Origin of the sequence: Vibrio sp. T20, from assembly GCF_007858795.1 — a bacterium.
Lineage (GTDB): Bacteria > Pseudomonadota > Gammaproteobacteria > Enterobacterales > Vibrionaceae > Vibrio > Vibrio satsumensis.
Genome location: NZ_VFEB01000058.1, coordinates 242,939 through 263,544 on the forward strand (window position 1 = coordinate 242,939; position 20,606 = coordinate 263,544).

Annotated in this window: 16 protein-coding genes; 12 read left to right on the plus strand and 4 right to left on the minus strand. The window is 44.5% G+C overall.

The window, feature by feature from the left end; translation table 11 throughout:
- The first annotated feature begins 15 nt into the window (after positions 1-15).
- The 3 genes from FTW16_RS04370 (at position 16) to FTW16_RS24450 (ending at position 1,858) form a co-directional block, all read left to right on the plus strand.
- Positions 16-513 carry a GNAT family N-acetyltransferase gene (locus FTW16_RS04370; RefSeq protein ID WP_146490184.1) on the plus strand — a complete coding sequence of 166 codons (498 nt, stop codon included), beginning with the start codon at positions 16-18 and terminating at the stop codon, positions 511-513.
- 285 nt (positions 514-798) lie between these two features.
- Positions 799-1,515: a Crp/Fnr family transcriptional regulator gene (locus FTW16_RS04375; RefSeq protein WP_146490185.1), complete on the plus strand. Its 717-nt coding sequence runs from the start codon at positions 799-801 to the stop codon at positions 1,513-1,515.
- A gap of 184 nt (positions 1,516-1,699) precedes the next feature.
- The gene (locus tag FTW16_RS24450) at positions 1,700-1,858 is read left to right on the plus strand and encodes a hypothetical protein (RefSeq protein WP_017070406.1); all 159 of its coding nucleotides are present in this window, start codon (positions 1,700-1,702) and stop codon (positions 1,856-1,858) included.
- An 88-nt stretch (positions 1,859-1,946) separates the two neighbouring features.
- On the opposite strand, the gene FTW16_RS04380 is transcribed toward FTW16_RS24450, so the two are convergent.
- Positions 1,947-2,600 (minus strand): DUF2057 family protein, encoded by a 654-nt coding sequence (locus FTW16_RS04380; protein ID WP_146490186.1) that lies wholly within the window; start codon positions 2,598-2,600, stop codon positions 1,947-1,949.
- Positions 2,601-2,901: 301 nt separating this feature from the next.
- Entirely contained in the window at positions 2,902-4,464 is a 1,563-nt protein-coding gene (locus tag FTW16_RS04385; RefSeq protein WP_146490187.1) for an arylsulfatase, read from the minus strand.
- Between the two features lie 346 nt (positions 4,465-4,810).
- Between FTW16_RS04385 and FTW16_RS04390 the strand changes: the two genes are divergently transcribed.
- The 9 genes from FTW16_RS04390 to FTW16_RS04430 all read left to right on the plus strand — a co-directional run bounded on the left by FTW16_RS04390 (position 4,811) and on the right by FTW16_RS04430 (position 16,729).
- Positions 4,811-6,358 (plus strand): arylsulfatase, encoded by a 1,548-nt coding sequence (locus FTW16_RS04390; protein ID WP_146490206.1) that lies wholly within the window; start codon positions 4,811-4,813, stop codon positions 6,356-6,358.
- Positions 6,359-6,550: 192 nt separating this feature from the next.
- Positions 6,551-8,968, plus strand: a complete 2,418-nt coding sequence (locus tag FTW16_RS04395) for a tetratricopeptide repeat protein (RefSeq protein WP_146490188.1) — start codon at positions 6,551-6,553, stop codon at positions 8,966-8,968.
- Between the two features lie 128 nt (positions 8,969-9,096).
- Positions 9,097-10,080: an AAA family ATPase gene (locus tag FTW16_RS04400; protein ID WP_146490189.1), complete on the plus strand. Its 984-nt coding sequence runs from the start codon at positions 9,097-9,099 to the stop codon at positions 10,078-10,080.
- Between the two features lie 12 nt (positions 10,081-10,092).
- The gene (locus tag FTW16_RS04405; RefSeq protein ID WP_146490190.1) at positions 10,093-11,055 is read left to right on the plus strand and encodes a DUF58 domain-containing protein; all 963 of its coding nucleotides are present in this window, start codon (positions 10,093-10,095) and stop codon (positions 11,053-11,055) included.
- Entirely contained in the window at positions 11,056-11,598 is a 543-nt protein-coding gene (locus FTW16_RS04410) for a DUF4381 domain-containing protein (protein ID WP_102370421.1), read from the plus strand.
- Complete coding sequence (locus tag FTW16_RS04415) at positions 11,591-12,670, plus strand: vWA domain-containing protein (protein ID WP_146490191.1); 1,080 nt, start codon at positions 11,591-11,593, stop codon at positions 12,668-12,670. The genes FTW16_RS04410 and FTW16_RS04415 overlap by 8 nt, the downstream gene beginning before the upstream one ends.
- On the plus strand, positions 12,663-14,369 hold the full coding sequence (locus tag FTW16_RS04420; protein ID WP_146490192.1) for a VWA domain-containing protein: 1,707 nt from the start codon (positions 12,663-12,665) through the stop codon (positions 14,367-14,369). Before FTW16_RS04415 ends, FTW16_RS04420 begins: the two co-directional genes overlap by 8 nt.
- The gene (locus tag FTW16_RS04425) at positions 14,366-15,745 is read left to right on the plus strand and encodes a BatD family protein (protein WP_146490193.1); all 1,380 of its coding nucleotides are present in this window, start codon (positions 14,366-14,368) and stop codon (positions 15,743-15,745) included. Before FTW16_RS04420 ends, FTW16_RS04425 begins: the two co-directional genes overlap by 4 nt.
- Before the next feature lie 78 nt (positions 15,746-15,823).
- Positions 15,824-16,729: a LysR family transcriptional regulator gene (locus FTW16_RS04430; RefSeq protein WP_146490194.1), complete on the plus strand. Its 906-nt coding sequence runs from the start codon at positions 15,824-15,826 to the stop codon at positions 16,727-16,729.
- 232 nt (positions 16,730-16,961) lie between these two features.
- On the opposite strand, the gene FTW16_RS04435 is transcribed toward FTW16_RS04430, so the two are convergent.
- Together FTW16_RS04435 and FTW16_RS04440 are read right to left on the minus strand one after the other, a co-directional pair.
- Positions 16,962-19,436 carry a putative bifunctional diguanylate cyclase/phosphodiesterase gene (locus tag FTW16_RS04435; RefSeq protein ID WP_146490195.1) on the minus strand — a complete coding sequence of 825 codons (2,475 nt, stop codon included), beginning with the start codon at positions 19,434-19,436 and terminating at the stop codon, positions 16,962-16,964.
- A complete protein-coding gene (locus FTW16_RS04440) occupies positions 19,433-20,551 on the minus strand; it encodes a substrate-binding domain-containing protein (protein ID WP_146490196.1) in 1,119 nt (372 codons plus the stop codon). Before FTW16_RS04440 ends, FTW16_RS04435 begins: the two co-directional genes overlap by 4 nt.
- Between the last annotated feature and the right edge of the window lie 55 nt (positions 20,552-20,606).

Genomic DNA, 20,606 nt, shown 5'->3' on the forward strand with positions numbered 1-20,606 from the left:
ATATAAGGAAGCGCTTTGGAAATACAAATAAGACATCTTGAAACGACAGATAGCCAAGATATGTTTGATATCTATCGACACCCATCAGTATCAGAAAATACTTCACAAAAGCCTTTCCTTAGCTCTGATCAGGTAGAGCGGTTGCTTGGTCATTCAGACCATTTCACTTTAGTTGCTGAAGTGTCTGGCAAAGCAGTAGGCCATATTACTTTATTTATGACCACCAAGGTGAGAGACAAACATTGTGCTGGCCTTGCGATAGCGATTAACCCGGATATGCACGGCAAAGGGGTTGGTCAAGCGTTAATGCAAGAAGCTATTAATCAATCCGATAATTGGCTTAACCTCGTTCGACTTGAGTTAGAGGTTCATGCAGATAACCACGCCGCTATTGCTCTGTACGAACGCGCAGGCTTTCAGTTAGAAGGCACCAAAAGGCTGAGTACATTCAAAGCGGGTAAGTACATCGATATGTTACTTATGTCTAGAATTAGGCCTGATTATCAATATTAGTGAGCAGAATCTGTTTCATTCGACATTAGTCAACAAGATAGCTATTACTCAAAGCCCGTATGCATAAGGGCTTTGTATCCAATTAAAGCTAGAAGCACCTAAAGGATCAACAAGTGTAGGTCATTTTTATTGGTTTTTAAGCTAGATAAATGAATTAAGATACTAAGAACTATGATTTTCTTTAGAGGGAAATACAGTGTTGTATTGGTAATGAGCTACATTTAAGTAACGCGGAGAAATACCGTGTCAATGCTGTATGAAGACTATCGGAGGAGGAACTAGTTATTGTTAGAACCAACAATCAGTGAACAAATACAATGGCCGTGTGATTTACCACAAGACTTTATAGACAGCCTACTCGAAATCGCTGTTTTAAAGACGGGCATACATAGCCTAGAAATTACGAAAAAATTTCAAAACCTACCGGGCGTTTTCTATATTCTTAAGGGCTCAGCAGGTATCTGCTTTTCAACTGAAAACATGAAAAGCTTATCTGGTGGTGTTATTGGAAGGGGAGATTGGATGGGTGCTTTGTCTATACATGCTGACTACAACCTCTTTGCAGTGGCAGAAGAAGTCGAGCCTATCACTATGGTACTTTTTCCTGCAAGTAAGGTATTAGAGCTCGCAGAGCGGAAGTGCATGGTTTACAAATGGCTACTTCACTGTGGAACCAAAGCGCAATCTATTTGGATGCAGGCTTACTTATCCTCGATTCATGAAAAAGAGCAGAAAACCATTTACGTCTTGTTGGAACTTGCGGCACGCCAGACCAATATCGCGGGGGCAACCGTCAGCATTAATATTTCACAAATTCAACTGAGTTCGATAACAGGCATATCAAGACCTAGGCTAAACGAAGTTCTTAAAGGGATAGAGCAACAAGGCTTGGTTAAGATACAAAGAGGAAAGGTGTTTATCACCGATGTTAGGGGCTTGTATGAGCATATTTCACCGATGAATTTGATGATACGAAATCCTGTCACTGAGATTAAGTCCTAACATGTGTATAACAAGAGCGAACTGAGTCGAACTTTTCTCTCATTATTGTTAAATTTACCAACACTTAATGGGTATTTCACAACAAAATTAGCTTCTGTGTTCTTTTGGGAACATACATTGTTTTTCCATATCTATAACTTCCTCGCTAGATTTATAAATTGAAATAAAGCGGAATAGAATTGTTATGAAAATGGCTGTATTGGAATATAAAGTATTGGGGCTTGGTGATTGGATTAAAACAAGAGTTTCTAGCCGCTGTGCGCACTTACTGGCAGCAGAATACAAAGCGCTAGGATGGCCAACAAAAGTAGATGGAAAAGTGTTATCGACTGAGTCGGCTTAATCAATATAAGCCTAAATCATCTAGATGAAGACAAAAAAGAAGCTGGCAGTGTGCCAGCTTTTTTCATTTTTAAATTCAGACCGTTGAGCTACTTGTTCACGTAATCTTTGAATTTCTGCTTGGTTTCAGCATCGGCTTTTTCGTACCAGAAATACAGCATTTCTTCAGCAGTATTCGCCGCATTCGCATCAATCTTTGCTGGTAGAGTGACTGGTTGTACTACAGTCGCAGCTGTGCCTGTACTAGCTCCTAGTGTTAGTGCAGCGACACCACCTTTCTGGTTGTATTCCTTTGCTTCTTGAGGAAATTTACGACCAATCTGCATACCATCTTTCAATAGCTTGTCTTGCTTAACACTGATTGTATTTTGGTTCTCATCAACTAATTTCCAATCTAGGTTCTCAAAGCCTTTCTTTGCTTCAGCGGTATTACGGTATTTAGGCATATCAAACGTTAATACGGCGTTTGTCGTGCTAAAGGTTGCAATAATAGCATCGCTATCAACAAACTCGCGGTCGTTACCTTTATCAAAAGCAAGTTGATATTGGAATACGATTTGGTTTTGGCCGTCTGGAACGGTGAGGGTTTTATGAGATGAAAATAAGCTGCCATCTAGGTCAGGCTTGGCTTCATTTACTGCCAGAATATCAACACTTGATGGAACTTTGATTTCAACGTCAGCTAATACTGCTGGTGCAGCAACGATAGTTGAAAGTAGGGTAATGCTTTGGATTGTCTTCATAATCATACAGTTGTTATGGTTAGTTAAATTACAATCGCACGGTAAGAACTCCAATTCAAGTCGTGTCATAAGGATTTGAAAAAATTTGCGAAATCTTAACGCAACAGTCATATATCAAGGTTCATATTGACTAGTGTGAGTTCTTATTTTTGAAAAATGAGCGGATAGCTTTGGTATGAATTGTATTAGTTGACGGTTAGCGCCTATATGTTCTTTGTATTGGATACTAAAAAGCCGAGATAACGTTTGAGCTATCACGGCTTTGTTTGGCTTTACTTGGAGGGGGAGCGTTAGCTAGTTATTACTTAGCTTGTGCTGCTGCCGCTTCTAGTTGCTTAAGTTTACCTTGAAGCATGTAAGCATTCTGGTTGAAGTTACCAGGGTTCAACACTTGGCTTTGCTGCATAGGGTAGTCAGGTAGCGTGTTCATGAACTCTTGCACTTTGCCGCCTACAGGTACGAATAGCCACATGTTGTCTGCCATCCAACGTAGGTACATGCCAGATTCGTGTGGTGCTTTTTCGAATGGGTCAGCACGTAGGTGAACTACTTGAGGCCAGTTTGGTTGGAAACGCACAGCATCAACGATGTTACCATCCATAACAGCGAATGAAATCTTGAAGTCGTTCCAACGTACAGCATTTAGTTCAGCGTTAGCAGAGAAGTAAAGCATGCTGTCACGAGGGCCTTTCTCTTCTTTACCTTGGAAGTAAGGTAGGAAGTTGTAACCATCTAGGTGTACACGCCAGTTTTTACCGTTGTAAGTTGCACCTTTGTCAGACGCTAGCTTCTCAACCACTTTATCATCACCAGCAGCTGCTAGTAGCGTTGGAATCCAGTCTTGGTGACCCATGATGTCGTTGATCTTAGTTCCCGGTTTGATAGTGCCAGGCCAGCGAACTAGCTGAGGAACACGCATACCACCTTCGTAAGTTGTACCTTTCTCACCGTGGAAGTAAGTAGCACCACCATCAGGCCAAGATACTGTCTCTGCACCGTTATCGGTAGAGTAGATTACGATTGTGTTGTCTGCGATTTTAAGCTCATCAAGCTTGTCTAGAAGGATACCTACTTGGTCATCGTGCTCTAACATGCCGTCAGCGTAAATGCTGATACCTGATGCGCCTTGGTATTTTTCTTGTAGACGAGTCCACACGTGCATACGTGTTGTGTTGTGCCAGATGAAGAATGGTTTGTCAGCTTTCACTGCTTTTTCCATAAAGGCTAGAGATTCTTCTAGGAACTCTTCATCCGCGTGCTCCATACGCTTACGCGTCATAGGACCTGTATCTTCAATCTTACCGTCAGCAGTAGACTTGATTACACCACGAGGTCCGAAGTTCTTACGGAACTCAGGGTCTTTAGGGTAGTAGTATGTCTCTGGCTCTTCTTCTGCATTCAGGTGGTATAGGTTACCGAAGAACTGGTCAAAACCGTGGTTCGTTGGAAGGTGTTTATCTTGGTCACCCATGTGGTTCTTACCGAACTGAGCAGTCATGTAGCCTTGTTCTTTAAGAAGGTCAGCGATAGTTGGAGCCCAATCTGGGATACCGTGATCAGAGCCTGGCATACCGATAGTTAGTAGACCTGTACGGAAAGGTTCTTGACCCGTTAGGAATGCAGCACGACCAGCAGTACACGATTGCTGACCGTAGTGGTCAGTAAATAGTGCGCCTTCGTTAGCAATACGGTCGATGTTAGGTGTTTCATAACCCATCATACCGTTGTTGTATGCACTGATGTTGAATACACCAATGTCATCACCCCAGATAGCAAGAATGTTTGGTTTTTCTGCTGCTGTTGCCGCTGAAGAAGCTGCTAATAAGCCAACACCTAATGCTAGTTTATTAATTTTAGTACCCATAAGGACTCCGATTCACTTTAAAGATTAATGCGTTAGAGCAACACATCGTTGGGCAAACATTAATCTCTAAAATCGGTCGTGTCTTTTTATAGTGGTTATAACTAATTGTTATGGGGTTATTGTAACTTTTTGATTTTTAGAGTTTTGGTGCTGTTTACTCATTTTGCCCTCTAACGTCATGTGTGATCCTTATCATGTTTATATACGTAAGTTCCATCGTCTAGTTGTGCGCGTCGCTGTGAAGAAAAATGACAAATAGATTAATAGTTTAGTGAATCTCGCGATCGTTCAAAAAATGGACTATACGTTGTAGGGCAGGATGCAAATAACTAAAGAAGAGGTTTCTATGACAGCGAAATATGGCGTCAAACGTCGATTAGCGATTTTGGGTACTGCGATGATGGCGGCTTCCACCACCACATTCGCGGCAGAAAAACCGAATATTCTCGTCATTTGGGGTGACGACATTGGTCAATCTAATGTCAGTGCGTACACCTTTGGCTTAATGGGGTATCAAACTCCGAACATTGATAGCATCGCCAAAGAAGGCATGATGTTTACCGATTACTACGCAGAGCAATCTTGTACCGCAGGTCGCTCTACGTTCATTACAGGTCAAAGTGTACTGAGAACAGGCTTAAGTAAAGTAGGCTTGCCAGGTGCAGATATTGGTCTTCAAGCAGAAGATGCAACCATTGCTGAACTGCTTAAACCTATGGGTTACATGACTGGTCAATTTGGTAAAAACCACCTTGGCGATAAAGATGAATTTCTTCCAACAGCACACGGGTTTGACGAATTTTTTGGCAACCTTTATCACCTAAATGCTGAAGAAGAGCCTGAAAATGAAGATTACCCAACCGACCCAGAGTTTCGTAAGAAATTCGGCCCGCGTGGTGTTATCAAATCATTTGCTGACGGCAAGATTGAAGATACGGGCCCATTAACACGTAAGCGTATGGAAACCGTTGATGAAGAAACACTCGATGCCGCACTCGATTTCATGGATCGCGCTGTGAAAGCTGATAAGCCATTCTTCGTTTGGTGGAACGCAACACGTATGCACTTCAGAACGCACGTGAAAGCGGACAGTAAAGGTGTGACTGGTGTCGGTAACTACGCTGATGGTATGGTTGAGCACGATCGACACGTTGGGCAACTATTGAAGCAAGTGGATGAGTTGGGAATCAAAGACAACACGATTGTTTTTTACTCAACGGATAATGGCCCACACATGAACTCTTGGCCTGATGCGGGGACAACCCCGTTCCGTGGTGAGAAAAACACTAACTGGGAAGGCGCATACCGTGTACCAGCAATGGTCCGTTGGCCTGGTAAGATTGAACCAGGAACAGTATCCAATGAAATCATGCACCACATGGACTGGATGCCAACCTTCGTTGCCGCTGCTGGTGATGACCAAATCAAAGAGAAACTACTTAAAGGTCATACTGCTGGTGATAAAACGTTTAAGGTTCACTTAGATGGTTATAACTTCCTTCCTTACCTAACGGGTGAAGAAGAAAAAGGCCGTCGTTCAGAGATATTTTACTTTACCGATGATGGCGATTTAGCGGCGCTTCGTTACAACCAATGGAAAGCGGTGTTCATGGAGCAACGTGCAACGGGTACCATGCAGATTTGGTCAGAACCGTTCGTGACGTTACGTCTTCCTAAGCTGTTTAACCTGCGTATGGACCCATACGAAAACGCAGATATTACTTCGAATACTTATTATGACTGGTTGTTAGACCATGCTTATATGTTTGTCCCTGCGCAAGCGTATGTAGGCGAGTTCTTAGAAACGTTTGCCGAATACCCACCACGCCAAAAAGCAGCAAGCTTTAGCTTGGATCAGGTTATGGAGAAACTTCAAGAGAACCATAATAAGTAAACTATTGCCTTAGCTAAACTGATAACACGAAAGAGCTCCTAGGAGCTCTTTTTTTATGCGCATATCGATGAGTCAATCCAGGTCGTGAATATGAATCACAACTATCGAGTCAACGGCCACTAAATAATTGTAATTTCATTGTTTTTACGTCTACCTTATTAAGCATAAGGATGTATAAAAACAAGGAATGTTATGTCTGCATGGTTGTGCTCGCTAGTGAACGGATTGAAACACCAGCGAGTTGCAGTATTATCTGCAATGTTGTCTTTACCTATGTTATCGATGCTGAGTGTCAATGTGTATGCAAATGAACAAGCTCCGACGACGACTGAAGCTTCGCTTAGTGTTTCAGAAATTTCAGATGCTGACTCTTCCAAGGCTACGTATGTCGGTTCTGAAGCATGTGTTGACTGTCACAGCGAAGAAGTGGAAGCGTGGCAAGGCTCTCATCATGATATGGCGATGAAACACGCGACTGATGAGTCCGTTTTGGGTGATTTCAACGATCAAACTGTGACTCATAAAGGAAAGCCCAACCGTTTTTTTCGCAAGGGTAATGAGTTTTGGGTCAACATCGAAGGGCCGGACGGTCAATTCAAAGATTACAAAATCAGCTATACCTTTGCCTTTGAGCCTCTACAACAGTACATGGTTGAGTTTGAAGACGGACGCGTACAGTTGATTCCTTTCGCTTGGGATTCTCGCACCGAGGACGAAGGCGGCCAACGCTGGTTTCACCTTTACCCTGATACCACCAACACCGATGAGTTTTACTGGACCAACAGTGGCCAGAACTGGAACTTCATGTGTGCAGACTGCCATTCAACAAACCTAAAAAAGAATTACGACAGCGCAAGTAATACTTACAACACCACTTGGTCCGAGATTAATGTCGGTTGTGAAGCCTGTCATGGGCCTGCAAGCGAGCACGTTGAGCAGGCCCAGTTAGCTAAAGATCAGTTAACACAAAACAAGTCAGCCAAAGCCAATGGTGTAAAGGATGTTCAAGTCTCGGCGCATTATGGCTTTGATCGCGACTTGTCGAAGTCGGTGAAAGAATGGGTCTACCAAGAGGGCAACTCAACCCTGCAACCAAAAGACATCGTCCATACCAATCAAGTTCAAACCTGTGCTCAATGCCACAGCCGACGTACTCAGTTGAATGAAACAGGCGACCACGTGAATGGGTCATTCTTTGATAAGTATCGCCTGAGCTTGATTACCCCTGAGCTTTACCATAACGATGGTCAAATCTACGATGAAGATTACGTTTACGGATCTTTCTTACAATCAGTGATGGCTGAAAAAGGGGTCACATGTACTAACTGTCACGATCCACATACTGCAGAACTGAAAATTGCCGAAGAAGCGGTGTGTAGCCAATGTCACATTGCATCAGAGTACACGCCTGAAAAGCACACCTTCCACGAGTCGAATACCGAAGCTTCACAATGTACGACTTGTCACATGCCTGAGACGACTTACATGGAGGTCGACCCAAGACGCGACCACAGTTGGCACATCCCACGTCCTGATATTAGCCAACACATTAAAACACCAAACGTGTGTACCAGCTGTCACGAAGATCAAACCGACCAGTGGGCAGATAAGCAAATCGGTGAGTGGTTCCCAGATTCTAAGTATCGTAATCAGCAGCATTTTGCCGTTGCCTTTTATGCTGACTCAATAGGGCACAGAGGTGCAGAGGATGCGTTGGCATACTCGGCTCAGGACGCCAGCTTAAGCAATATCATTCGTGCATCGAGCTTAGAACGTTTGGGCGGCAATACGGGTAAGAATACGCTTATCTCGCTAGCAAGAGCGGTGAAACATGACGATGAAATGATCCGTTTGGGCGTGGTGCAAGGCTCGTCTGGTTTTCCATTCCCTGACCGTTGGCAGATTTTAGAACCGTTACTGAAAGACCCTGTATTGTCGATTCGTTCAGAAACCGCAGGCGCGCTAGTACGTTACTGGGGAGAAATGAATCCGTTGCAGAAAGACCAAATCAAGCCTGCATTAGAAGAGTACATTGAGATACAACACTTCAATGCTGACAGAGGGTTTGGCCGCACGAACTTAGGTAACGTTTACCGAGATTTAGGTCAGCACGACAAAGCGATTAAGTTTTATCAAGGCGCTATTGAAATTGAGCCTTACTTCGAAAACAGCTACGCCAACTTGGCTGATTTGTATCGTGCACAGGGCGACGAGCCAAAAGCATTAGCAACATTGAAACAAGGCATTCAAGCGCAACCTAAATCGAGTGTGCTGCCATACAGTGCAGGGTTATCAATGCTGCGAGTCAAAGATTACAAGCAAGCAACCAACTACCTAAAACAAGCGGCAGAAACCGCACAAACCGACCCGCAATATTGGTATGTGTACGGTTTGGCTTTAGAGAAGTCGGATGTACTTGCGGCAAGTAAGTCATTGCACAAGGCGTACCAATTCAGCCGAAATCCACAACACCTGTATGCACAGTGTGAAATCTTAGCGCGTAATTACCAACAACCCGGTGTACCGAAAGCGTTCGAACAATGTATTTCATCATTGAGCAAAGTGGCGCCACCGGAGGCGATTAACCAATTGAAAGCGATTAGCAAGTAGAAAGCTGGGCTGAAATAAAGCACCAGAATTGACGTGGCTATGCGCTTATAATTTATGGCGCTTATAACTAATAGTTATGGGGCTTGTGAGTAGGATGTACGCAGCCAGATTGAATTAAGGGAAGACCTATGAACCATGCGCAACAAGCAATAAACCAACTGATTGAACAAACAGAGAAAAGTGTTATCGGTCAGAGCCACGTCGTTCGGGCTCTGGTGATAGGGTTATTGACTAATGGGCATGTGCTTTTAGAGGGACTTCCCGGTACAGCGAAAACTCGTTCAGTGAAATCGCTAGCGAACCTACTGAACACCAGTTTTGGTCGAATTCAGTTTACGCCCGATCTCCTGCCATCAGATGTAACGGGTACTGAAGTGTATCAAGAGCTTGATGGAAAGCCTCAGTTGCACTTTCAACCGGGTCCTATTTTCAACAGTATTGTTTTAGCCGATGAAGTGAACCGTGCTCCTGCAAAGGTACAAGCGGCTCTGCTTGAAGCCATGGCGGAAGGAACGATTACGGTGGGGGGGCAAACTCATGTTCTGCCAGATCTATTCATGGTGCTAGCCACTCAAAACCCAGTAGAGCAAGAAGGTACGTATCCACTACCTGAAGCCCAAATGGACCGTTTTATCATGAAAGTGACGGTCGACTATCCAGAAGATGAAGCTGAACGTGACATCATTCGACTTGTGCGCAGTGAGGAACTTGGTAGCGAGACGAGTTCTGAATTAGTCACACCACAGCATATTGAACCTGAATTGGTGCTTGAAGCGCGCCGCCAACTGCCAGACATTGCCGTTTCCGATTTAGTTGAGAACTACATTGTGGCTTTGGTAATGGCTACACGAAAACCTGAGCGTTATCCAGAATCAGACTTATCGAAATGGATTGAAATTGGTTCAAGCCCTCGTGCATCTATTTCATTGGATAAATGCGCTCGCGCTTATGCGTGGTTGCAAGGGCGTGACCACGTCACGTTAGATGATGTGCGTGCCATGTTGCCGACCGTATTAGGCCACCGTTTCTCGTTGTCTTATGACGCATTGGCCGATGGCGTTGATCATCAAAGAGTAGTTGAAGAACTGCTTGATAATGTTGAGATCGGATAACTAGGGGGCGTCATGGCGAAGCCAACACAAGCTCCTAAACCGCAAGGCCTTGATCCACGATTGTACTGTGACTATTCAAGGTTAGTGCGAATTCAGGCTCAAGCTGAGTCATTTTCTCTGTTGCCTCATCTTAAGGCGGGCAGTGTACTGTCGGGTCGACATAATTCTCTGTTCCGTGGCCGTGGTTTGAACTTCGAAGAATTACGTCATTACCAATTGGGTGATGATATCCGTAATCTCGATTGGAAAGTTACGATGCGAACGGGGAAGCCTCATGTTCGCAGCTATACCGAAGAGAAAGACCGTAATGTGATTATCTGCGTCGATCAGCGTAGTTCGATGTTCTTCGCTTCTCAAAACACCATGAAATCCGTTGTGGCAGCGGAAGTCGCTGCATTGTGTGGATGGCGAGTGCTAAAAGACGGTGACCGTGTCGGCTTTGTTTTAGCCTCACATCAAAAGCTCTTTCATACCAAAGCACAGCGTTCACAGTCTGATTTATTGGCTCAGTTAAAGCACCTTACTAAAGCAAATCAAAGCTTAGACGTGAGTGTCAGTGACAGCGAAGGTGTCGGGTTCAGCCAATGGATTGAACTGATAAAACGAATGAGATTAAAGCAGTCGACCTTAATTTTTATTAGTGACTGGCGTGACTGCCAAGAACAACACCTTGACCGACTCAAGCAGCTTCAACAACACAATGACATCCTAGCGATTATGGTGACTGACCCATTAGAACAGTCATTGCCTCAAGATCTTGCAAGCGCAAACTGGGTGGTGGGTGATGGTCGCTTTCAACTTAATCTGGATAGTCAATCTAAGGTAAACCTCGCAAGTGAAAGCCTTGCTCAGAAAGCGGAACTTCAGAAACAGGCCCTTGCTAAATTGATGGCGATGAAAAACCTCCCTTATATTGAATTAGACACGTCAGGCAACCACATATCACAGCTGCAGAAGCTAGTGGGAGGGCGCTAAATGTCTGTTGAACATACTCCCCCAAGTACTTATATCCTTCGTGAACTGCACGATGTAGCGATTCCTGACAGTGTGAGCTGGGCTCCTCAAACGATCGGCTGGAAGATCCTTGGCGTTATTTTGTTATTGGTCGCTATCTATCTGGCTTATCGTTTAGCGCAGAAATGGTGGAATAACCGTTATCGCAAAGAAGCGCTTCAAGAGCTCATGGTATTGGATGCACGAGACAAAAATTCAACAGAACGAACCTTCAAAGTACTGAAAGTGGTACTTCGTTACCTAGACAGCAGTAATGCAAAGCTGTTTGGCCAAGCTTATGTGAACCGTTTGAACGCTTATCTGCCTGTTAGCGCTAACACAAGTGAAAACAGCAATGCGTTCTTTGCCGATGAAGTTTCAGAATTATGGATGCAAAGCCTAATTGACCCTAATGTGCGTTTGAGCTTTGAACAGCGTTTAGAGGTGATCCAAACCGCGATGATGTGGCTAAAACTTCATAAGCCGAATGTACAGGTAACGGTTGAGGGGCAAGACAATGTTTGATGTTTTATCTTCCAGCTTTGAATTTGCGCATCCGCTGTGGTTTATCGCGTTACCTCTGCCTTTGTTGGTCTACTTTGCAGTGCCTGCTTATCGAACCAAGCAAATGGCCATCAAGGTGCCATTTTTCAGTGAATTGGTTGAAGCGATAGGTGAAGCACCGTCTGAAGGGGCAAGCCAGCTAACACCAAGCTGGTGGCAACGAACCACGCTCATTATTACTTGGGTACTCGTGGTTTGCGCGTTAGCTAAACCAACCATCTTAGGAGAGCCACAAGTTCGTGAACAATTAGGTCGTGATGTGATGGTCGTGGTCGATTTATCTGGCTCAATGGCAGAACAAGACTTTACCTCTAAGCGCGGCGATAAAATATCTCGTTTGGACGCGACCAAAGAAGTGCTGGCTGATTTTGCGACTACCCGAAAAGGGGACCGACTCGGTTTGATTCTTTTTGGTGATGCAGCGTTTGTACAAACACCGTTTACAGCTGACCAAGATGTGTGGCTTGAACTGCTTAATCAAACCGATGTCGCTATGGCAGGGCAAAGCACGCACTTAGGTGATGCAATTGGCTTGGCGATTAAGGTGTTTGAACAAAGCGAAAAGCAAAGTGCTGCCGTTCAAGATTCAAGTGTTGATGCCAACGAAAAAGAGAAGGTCGTAATCGTATTAACCGACGGTAATGATACGGGAAGCTTTGTTGAACCGATTGATGCCGCCAAAGTGGCGAAGGCGAAAGGCGTTCGTATTCACGTGATCGCCATGGGTGACCCACAAACCGTTGGTGAAGTGGCTTTGGATATGGAAACCATCAAACGAGTGGCTCAAGAGTCTGGTGGCGAAGCCTTTGAGGCGCTTAACCGCGACGAACTGACCAAAGCCTACGCTCAAATCGGTGAACTAGAACCACAGTTATATGAAAGTACCACTTATCGTCCTAAACAGGGGCTGCACCATTACTTAATGGCGATTGTTGTTGTGATGTATCTGACTGCCTTTAGTCTGGCGACTTTGCGTAGAAGGTCGCTTTTGAATTCTAAAACTAAAAAATTGAAAGGAGAGGATGATGCCTGATTCTCTCACTCTGCAACAGTTCTTTACCCAATTTCATTTTATCCGACCTTTGTGGTTGTTGGCCTTTATTCCGATGTTCTTCCTGTTATGGGTTCGTTGGAGAGAAGAGACCAAACCAACGTGGAAAGACATTCTACCTGCACACTTACGTGATGCATTGACGATTGGCGAAACAGGCTGGCGTAAGCAACTGCCATTGAAGCTATTGGTGGTGATTGTGACTATCGCCATCATTATCTGTTCTGGCCCAACATGGCAGCGTGAGGCTTCGCCTTTTGGTGAAGACAAAGCGTCGATGTTGGTTGTGCTTGATAACAGTGAATCTATGCTCGCTAAAGACTTACCACCGAGTCGCTTGGAACGATCTAAGCAGAAGATTAGAGACTTATTAGCAGCTCGGAAAGGCGGTAATACGGGCTTAGTGGTTTACGCAGGCAGCGCACACGTCGCGATGCCCGTCACTCAAGACAGCAAGGTATTCGAACCGTTTCTAGCGGCTATCACACCCGATATCATGCCGGTATCAGGTAAGTCAGCAGAAGAAGCACTGCCATTGATCAATCAACAACTGTCTGGTGAGTTAGGCTCTTCTGTATTGCTGGTATCAGATGGTGTAAACCCAAGTACCATTAGGGCGTACGAGAGTTTCTTTAACGACAATCCGTATCAGTTGCTCATTCTCGCCGCAGGAAACAGTAATGTGGTGAGCGATAACCCTGTCGACCTAGATTCACTGCGTAACTTAGCGAGTAAAACGGGTGGACGAGTGGTTGAGGTGACCGTTGATGATTCGGATATTCAACAACTTAACAGAGCGGTTGAAAGAAACATGCAGCTCAACGGCGAATCTTCAATGCCTTGGAAAGACATGGGCTATGGTCTGCTCATTCCAATGGCGATCATCATGTTGTTGTGGTTCAGAAAAGGGTGGCTGGTGCAGTGGTGTGTCGTTGGTTTGATGATCACAAGCAGCATGTATTCACCAGACACTTTGGCGAAAACAGTTAACTTAACCGCTGAGAAACCAGTTGTGGTGGAGTCGGTTACGGCTTGGGACAAAACAGCTCAATGGTGGTGGGACTTATGGTTAACGTCTGACCAGCAAGGTCAACGCCTCTTGAACCAGAAGGAATATCTTCAAGCTGCCAAACATTTTACTGACCCAATGCGAAAGGGCGCGGCTTACTACTATGCTCGTGATTTTAAGCTAGCTCACAGTGCATTTTTGCAAACCAAAACTGACCTTGGTTTATACAATGCAGCGAGCGCGTTAGCCAGGCAGCGTGAATACCTTGCGGCGCGAGACCTTCTAAAATCATTAAGCGAGAAAGAAGATCTGTCACCAGAACTAAGAACGGATGTGGAGAACAATCTTGCTGTGCTTAGTGGAATTGTTGAAGAGGTAAACCGAACCAGTGAAAGTCAGTCTGGAACCACAGATGGTCCTGAAGAATCTTTAGAACTCGAAGATGATCAGCCGCGAACGGGTGATGGCGCTGAAGAAGAAACGGTAGCGGAATTGATGCTCAAGGAAACGCTTAACGCCAATGAAATATTGGGTAGCCAAGAGCTTGCCGACAAGTGGTTAAAACGCGTTGAAGCGGATCCTAAGTTCTTCTTAAAGTCGAAATTTCAAATTCAGTTAAGAGATCCTGCACCGTCTATCGAACAGACGCAAAAACAGGAGCAAGCACAATGAGTCGATATGATTTAACTCTTGAATTGGTTCAAGTAAAGGTAGGGTGGGCAAAGTCGTTGAACTTAACCAAGACCTTGCTTGTGTCGATGGTTTTGCTGTTTAGCACTGCTTTTTCTGCATTTGCTTCTGCTACTGACATCTTCGATCTACAAAAAAGTGGTGACGTTGAGCTTATCGCTTGGATAGGTGAGAAACCCAAGTCAGGCGATAAGATTACGCCTGCAAAAGTAAGCGTTAATGAACAAGTGATTCTGACCATTGAGGTAGCGACACCACGCTGGCTAACGGGCGGTACTCGAATTGGTAGTATCGAAATCCCAAATGTGATTGCCAAGCAGCGAAATCAACTTGCGACCAACTACACTGAACGAGTGGGTGGCACAACATGGTCACGCCAACGCTGGGAAGTGACGCTTTATCCGATGACTTCGGGCGAATTCGTGATTCCAACGGTACCTGTTCGTGTTCAAGTGTCAGCTCCTGATGGATCAAACGTTGGTGGTACGCTTTATACGCAGCCGATCAAGTTCGAAACCTCACTACCTTCAGGTTTATTAAGTGATGAATCGCCTTGGTTTTCTGCAACAGAAGTAGATACAGAGCAACAATGGCAACGCTCGAGTGAAAACTTAAAAGTAGGCGATGCCATTACTCGAACGGTAACCATCAAGGCCAAAGACAGCTTGTCTGTGTTACTGCCAGATGTGTTAAACAATGAATCGACTCAGCAATATCAAGCTTACCCACAGCCAAATCGTTTAGACGATACACAAGAACGTGGAGATTATCGTTCTAGCCGAGTTGAAGAAACGGTTTATGTGATTCAACAAGGTGGCGAATTTACCTTGCCAGACTTCTCATTCCAGTGGTGGAACAGCAAGAATCAACGTCTTGAAAGTGTTGTCGTAAAAGGTGAGGTGTTTGAAGCAAAACACACGCTCCGATCCTTTATCAAGGCTTACATGTCAGTGTTTATTTCTGCTGGTTTGGCTCTGTTATTCTGCATTGCGTTAGTTGTTGCTGTTAAACGTTATTACACAAACCGTCCAACACCGAGTTGGCTGGTATTACGTCGTTTACTTAAGCAAGGTAATTGGGCTGAATTAAGAACCTTTATTTATCGTCAATTACGAAACGAAACCTCTCAACTAGAACTGGATAAAGTGCAACTTGGTAAATTGAATGGACAAAAGCGTTGGCTAGAGGATAGCGAAGCCCTTCAACAAGGGCGCGAAGACAAAAACGTATTTACTCGTTTATGGAAAGGCTTAGGTCACTTACCCGATGATAAATCAAAACCGAGCAATTCTCGCTCAATTGTCGACCGATTGAAAATCCCTAAAGCTTTGCCAGACTTAAAAGATAGAACTAAGTAGCAAACTTTAGTCATTCACATCGAACATAATCGGCAGGTTCTCTACTATAGGGAACCTGCCTCTTTAATATGGAACTGTATGAAAAGTACCGAGCTAAATCTAATTCCTATATTTGTCGCTATTTATGAAGAGCAGAACTTATCAAGAGCTGCTAATCGCATGGATATAAGCCAACCAGCTGTGAGTAAAGCGCTTGCAAGGTTGAGAGATATCTATGATGAGCCACTGTTTCACCGAACCACTTCTGGCGTAGAGCCGACCACATTTGCTATTGATATCTATCCTGCAATGGCCGCTGCGCTAAAAAACTTTACTTCTACCTTATCCGCATCAAGAGACTTCGACCCTAAAACTTCAGGCCGAGTGTTTTCAATTGCCTGCGTCTCGGCGGCTAGCTACGAAATGGTACCAAGAGTCATGCAGTTGATCAGTCAAGTTGCACCAGGTATTGCCTTGGAAGTCCATCCCTTGTTTACAGAGGACTACGAGTCAGACCTTAGGCTTCAAAGACATGATGTGATCATCGATATGACCCCAAGGGGTCGAACTATGCTCAAGCATGAAGTGATTGCTAGCGAAGAGTTAGTCGTGGTGTGTCGCTCAGATCACCCGACGATAGGTGATACCATCGATATGGAGCAATTTCTAGCCTTAGAGCATGTCGTTGTTTCTCGATGGCACGCTCGAAGGAGTCTACTAAGTTCAGAACACTTTAGTGACCTTGAGAAACGCAAAGTAATCTATCGAGCTGCGGGTGTCGTAGAGATGCTTCCTGTTATAGAGGGCTCAAATTCCATCGGTATGCTCCCAATGTCATCTGTACGCTGTTTTTCTGGAAAATATGATGTTAGAACGCTGCCTTTACCTTTTGAACTCGACGATCTCGATATGTGCATGATTTGGCACCCAAGCCGTACCAATGAGCCAAGCCACAAATGGTTGCGCGCTAAGATCAAGGCGGCAGCAAAAGATGTAGCTAGTTAGTACGATAGAGGGCAGTGCAATGGAAAGTATTCGTGCGATTTTAAACGGAAAGAAAGCCAACACAGTGGCACTTTGACTATAGATAAAGGCTACTTCACTGATGAGAACTTTGAGGTTGCTTTTTGTAACGGCAGCTTGGTCCGTGGGGGCAGCCCGAAGGCTACACTTGTTTCGTAAAAAATCGGTGAAGGAACTTAACTCACTGAAACTTTATTAATTTAAGGAACAGGCACTAAGCTTCTCTTTGGCTCTGCTCAGAGTTAAGCAAGAAGTATGACACCCAATCATCGATGGGCAAAGGTCGAGCAAAGAAATAGCCTTGAGCATATTTGCAGCCAATTTGGCGTAGAGTCTTTACATGATTTTGTGTTTCAAGGCCCTCTGCAATCACTGAAAAATCAAGTATTTGTGCAAGCTTGAGTACCGCGCAAGTAATCTCATAATCTACTTTCGAAGAATTTATGTCTTCAATAAAGCTTCGATCGAGTTTGACGCAATCAGCAGACAAATTCTTCAACACCGACAATGAAGAGTAGCCGGTACCAAAGTCATCAATCGCAATCTTATAACCCTTCGAGTGAAGTACCTCAATTGTTCTTGAGCAGGTTTCGAAATCTCGCATCATGTCTCTTTCTGTGATTTCAAGAAGCAGTTGATGTGGCTGACAATCCGTCTCATCGAGTATCACTTGCAACTGTTCTGCGAGATCCGTCATATAGAACATTCTTGCTGAGAAGTTGATAGAGAAAATCACACCTTGTAGGTCGATACCTGAGCGTTGCCATTCGGTGATCAGGTTCGCCACCTTCTTAAACACCCATTTATCGATGTCGATAATAAGGTCACTTTTCTCTGCGACTTCAAGAAAATCGATAGGTGGAAGCAATCCGAGTTTAGGGTGACGCCAACGAATAAGAGCCTCAGCACCGATGATGTCTTGAGAATCCAAGTCGACTTTTGGTTGGAAGAAGACTTCCAGTTCGTCGTTGGCAATGGCTTGATGAAGCCCCATGTTGGTTTCAATTAAGTCATTGACTTCATGGGTCATTTCATCAGCATAGACTCTGTATTGGTCTCTACCATTACGCTTTGCGTGATACATAGCGGTATCGGCATTTCGAATCAAGGTTTCACGATCTAAACCGTGAGTAGGGTACTCACATACCCCAATACTGGCTGAAACGAAGATAGAGTTATTATCAATATAGTAAGGCTTTCTTAATGCTTGGTTTAAGCGATCAGCGATGGGCTCACCTTCTTCTAAACCAACGTTCGAATACACAACCAAGAACTCGTCACCGCCCATTCTAGCGACAAAGCCCTTATCTCCGACGAGATTGCTAAGGATGTCAGAGACGTTAACCAGCAAGTTGTCTCCAGGTGCGTGGCCTAACGAATCGTTGATTGTTTTGAACTCATCAATATCGAGATAAAACAGTAAAAAGGGCGCATTGTTCTCGCTCGAGAGCTTAATTTCTTTATCTAACTGTTTGGTGGCTAATAATCTATTAGCCAAATTGGTCAACGGATCGTGGTGAGCAAGAAAGTCGAAGTTCTTCTTCTCCTCAGTGAGGTCGAGATAGGCCTCCGACAGCCTTGAAGCCATGTTGTTATAGGCTTTCTCTAAGTGAGACCACTCGTCACTTCGACCCAAGTTGATTGGGTTTTTGAGGCTACCGGATTCTAAACGGTCGAAACCATGTCGCAGTGCATTGAGTGGTTGTCGAATGTGGTGTCTCACCACATGGTTTACGAGCAGCATCGATAGCACAAAAGCCGAGAAGCTCATGATGATGGCGTTCAACCGAGATAAACCGATCTCTTCTTCAAGTTGGTCGGTTAGTTCTAGAGCTTGGTTCTGTACGCGTGATTCGGTGTTCTCTACCATTTCTAACAAGTCGCTTTGTGCTTCTAACAGCGAAGCCATTACCAACCAACGTTGTTCCAGATTAGCGCGAATCCGTTTTAAAGCGGCGTTGTAGCGTTTCACGGTGCGGTGGATTCGCTTCTTCTCCGCAATAACCGCAGTTGTTCCGATATCAACGTTTTCTAAGTGAAGTAAGAAGATGTCGAGCTCTTTTTCTACTTCTATCAGCAACACTTTTTCTGTTTCTGGTGTGATACGGCTATGTATGTCACCCACCATTTTCCCAGAGGTGAGGAACGACTCTCGCAACATGTTGATGAGATCTAATTCATTGTTATAACGGATGAAGTTAGGCTGATCTAAGTGTCTAAGTTTGCTGTCGGCAATCGCAAATTCGAGCTGATCCAGTTGCTCGGCTAGTGCCGCGTCGATCTGATTGGTCTGTTTTAAGATTCGATTTAGTGCCAATGAACTGCCTAAGAAGCGATGGAAGTTATCGATAAAGGCGTCAATCTTTTGCGAGAAGCCTTCATTGGTCGATAAGTCTCTCAAGCGTTGGAGCTGAAAATCGACATTGAATGCTTCTTCAGACAAGGTGGTTTCACTGAACAGAAAGGTTTGCTCCAGTAACTTAACTCGAGAAGTTAACGTAAACACGCGGCGGCTGATTTCAGAGTTGATAATCAAATCGGACACGTGCGTTGAGGTTTCAGTTTTGAGTGTCGACTCAACATAATACAAAGATCGAATCACCATGATCACTGCAAGACTCACGATTAATAGTGAGAGCAAGTTCGACATGATGAGTCGTTGGGTGATGTTTATCTGACGTAATTTCATTGTGGCTTCCAAATTCTCAGATACGCTTCACGGTAGCCATTTTTAGGATCGTAAATCCCTTTGTCTGACTGGCTGATGAGCTCTTCAACATTCTCCGGTGTGACGAGATGTACTGGGGCAGAGTAGCCGCTAGGAGGCATCTGATTGAAGGCTCGGTTAAGCTCGTCGACAATCTGCCAGCCTTGTAAATATAAGGGCTCAGGAACGGTCGCCAGTTGGAATTGTCCACTATAGATTCTTTTGTAGGCCGCTTTGCTGCCATCACCTGCAGAGATGTTCTGCGGGATCATTTTTAGCTCTTCAAGGCTCGACTCCAAAGAGGGGATCGCATAGTCGATGTACAAGTCGTTAATGGCCAATATGTGAGTGATTTTATCGTCGTACTTGTTATCAAGGTCTTTCAATGTCGCGGGCATTTGCTCAGCAATTTTGTCTAAAGGTAGGTAGTTGAGCTCAAGGACATCACAACTGCTGCAACGCTTGATGGTGTTAACCATAGCGTTGGCTTTGATCATCGCGATTTCATAATTAGGGTCGGTAAACACCACGGTTTTGGCTTGACCCTTTGAGTTGACGATGGCGAGCAGGGCAGCGACTTCCGCCACATCAAGTGGGTCGGTGGTGATGTTGGTGTATAAGCCAATCTCTGGGTTTCCGCCAACAAGCTCCGTTGCGTGCCAGCCAATGACAACAATCCCGAGATCTTCTGCTTGTTTCAAAATGGTTTTATGACGAACCGCATCAATGCCACCTAAAACAATGGCATCGGGTTCAAAGCCAATCGCTTTTCGGATCGCTGCACCTTGGCGCACCTCAGAGCCCAATCCATCAATGAATCTAAGGTGCCAATTAATGTTAGAAATAGCTTCAGATATGCCTTTGCCAACGCCATAGACGCCACCATTACGTAAATCAGACGCGACGAAAATAACGTTCTTTTCATGACGAACAGCTGGGCCTTGTGTTGGACCATCCCATGTTCGTTGGTTGGAAACCGCACGCATTACTTTTTCTTCAGCGTAATGGAAGAAATTGTTCTCAGGATTACCCGCAAAACTCGGTGAGTTGCAAGTAGTAGCGAGCAACAAACTCGCAAAATACACTGTCTTATTCATAAGGCTTATAAAACGCTTTAAATTATTATCGCTCTATATTTATAATATTGTTAAT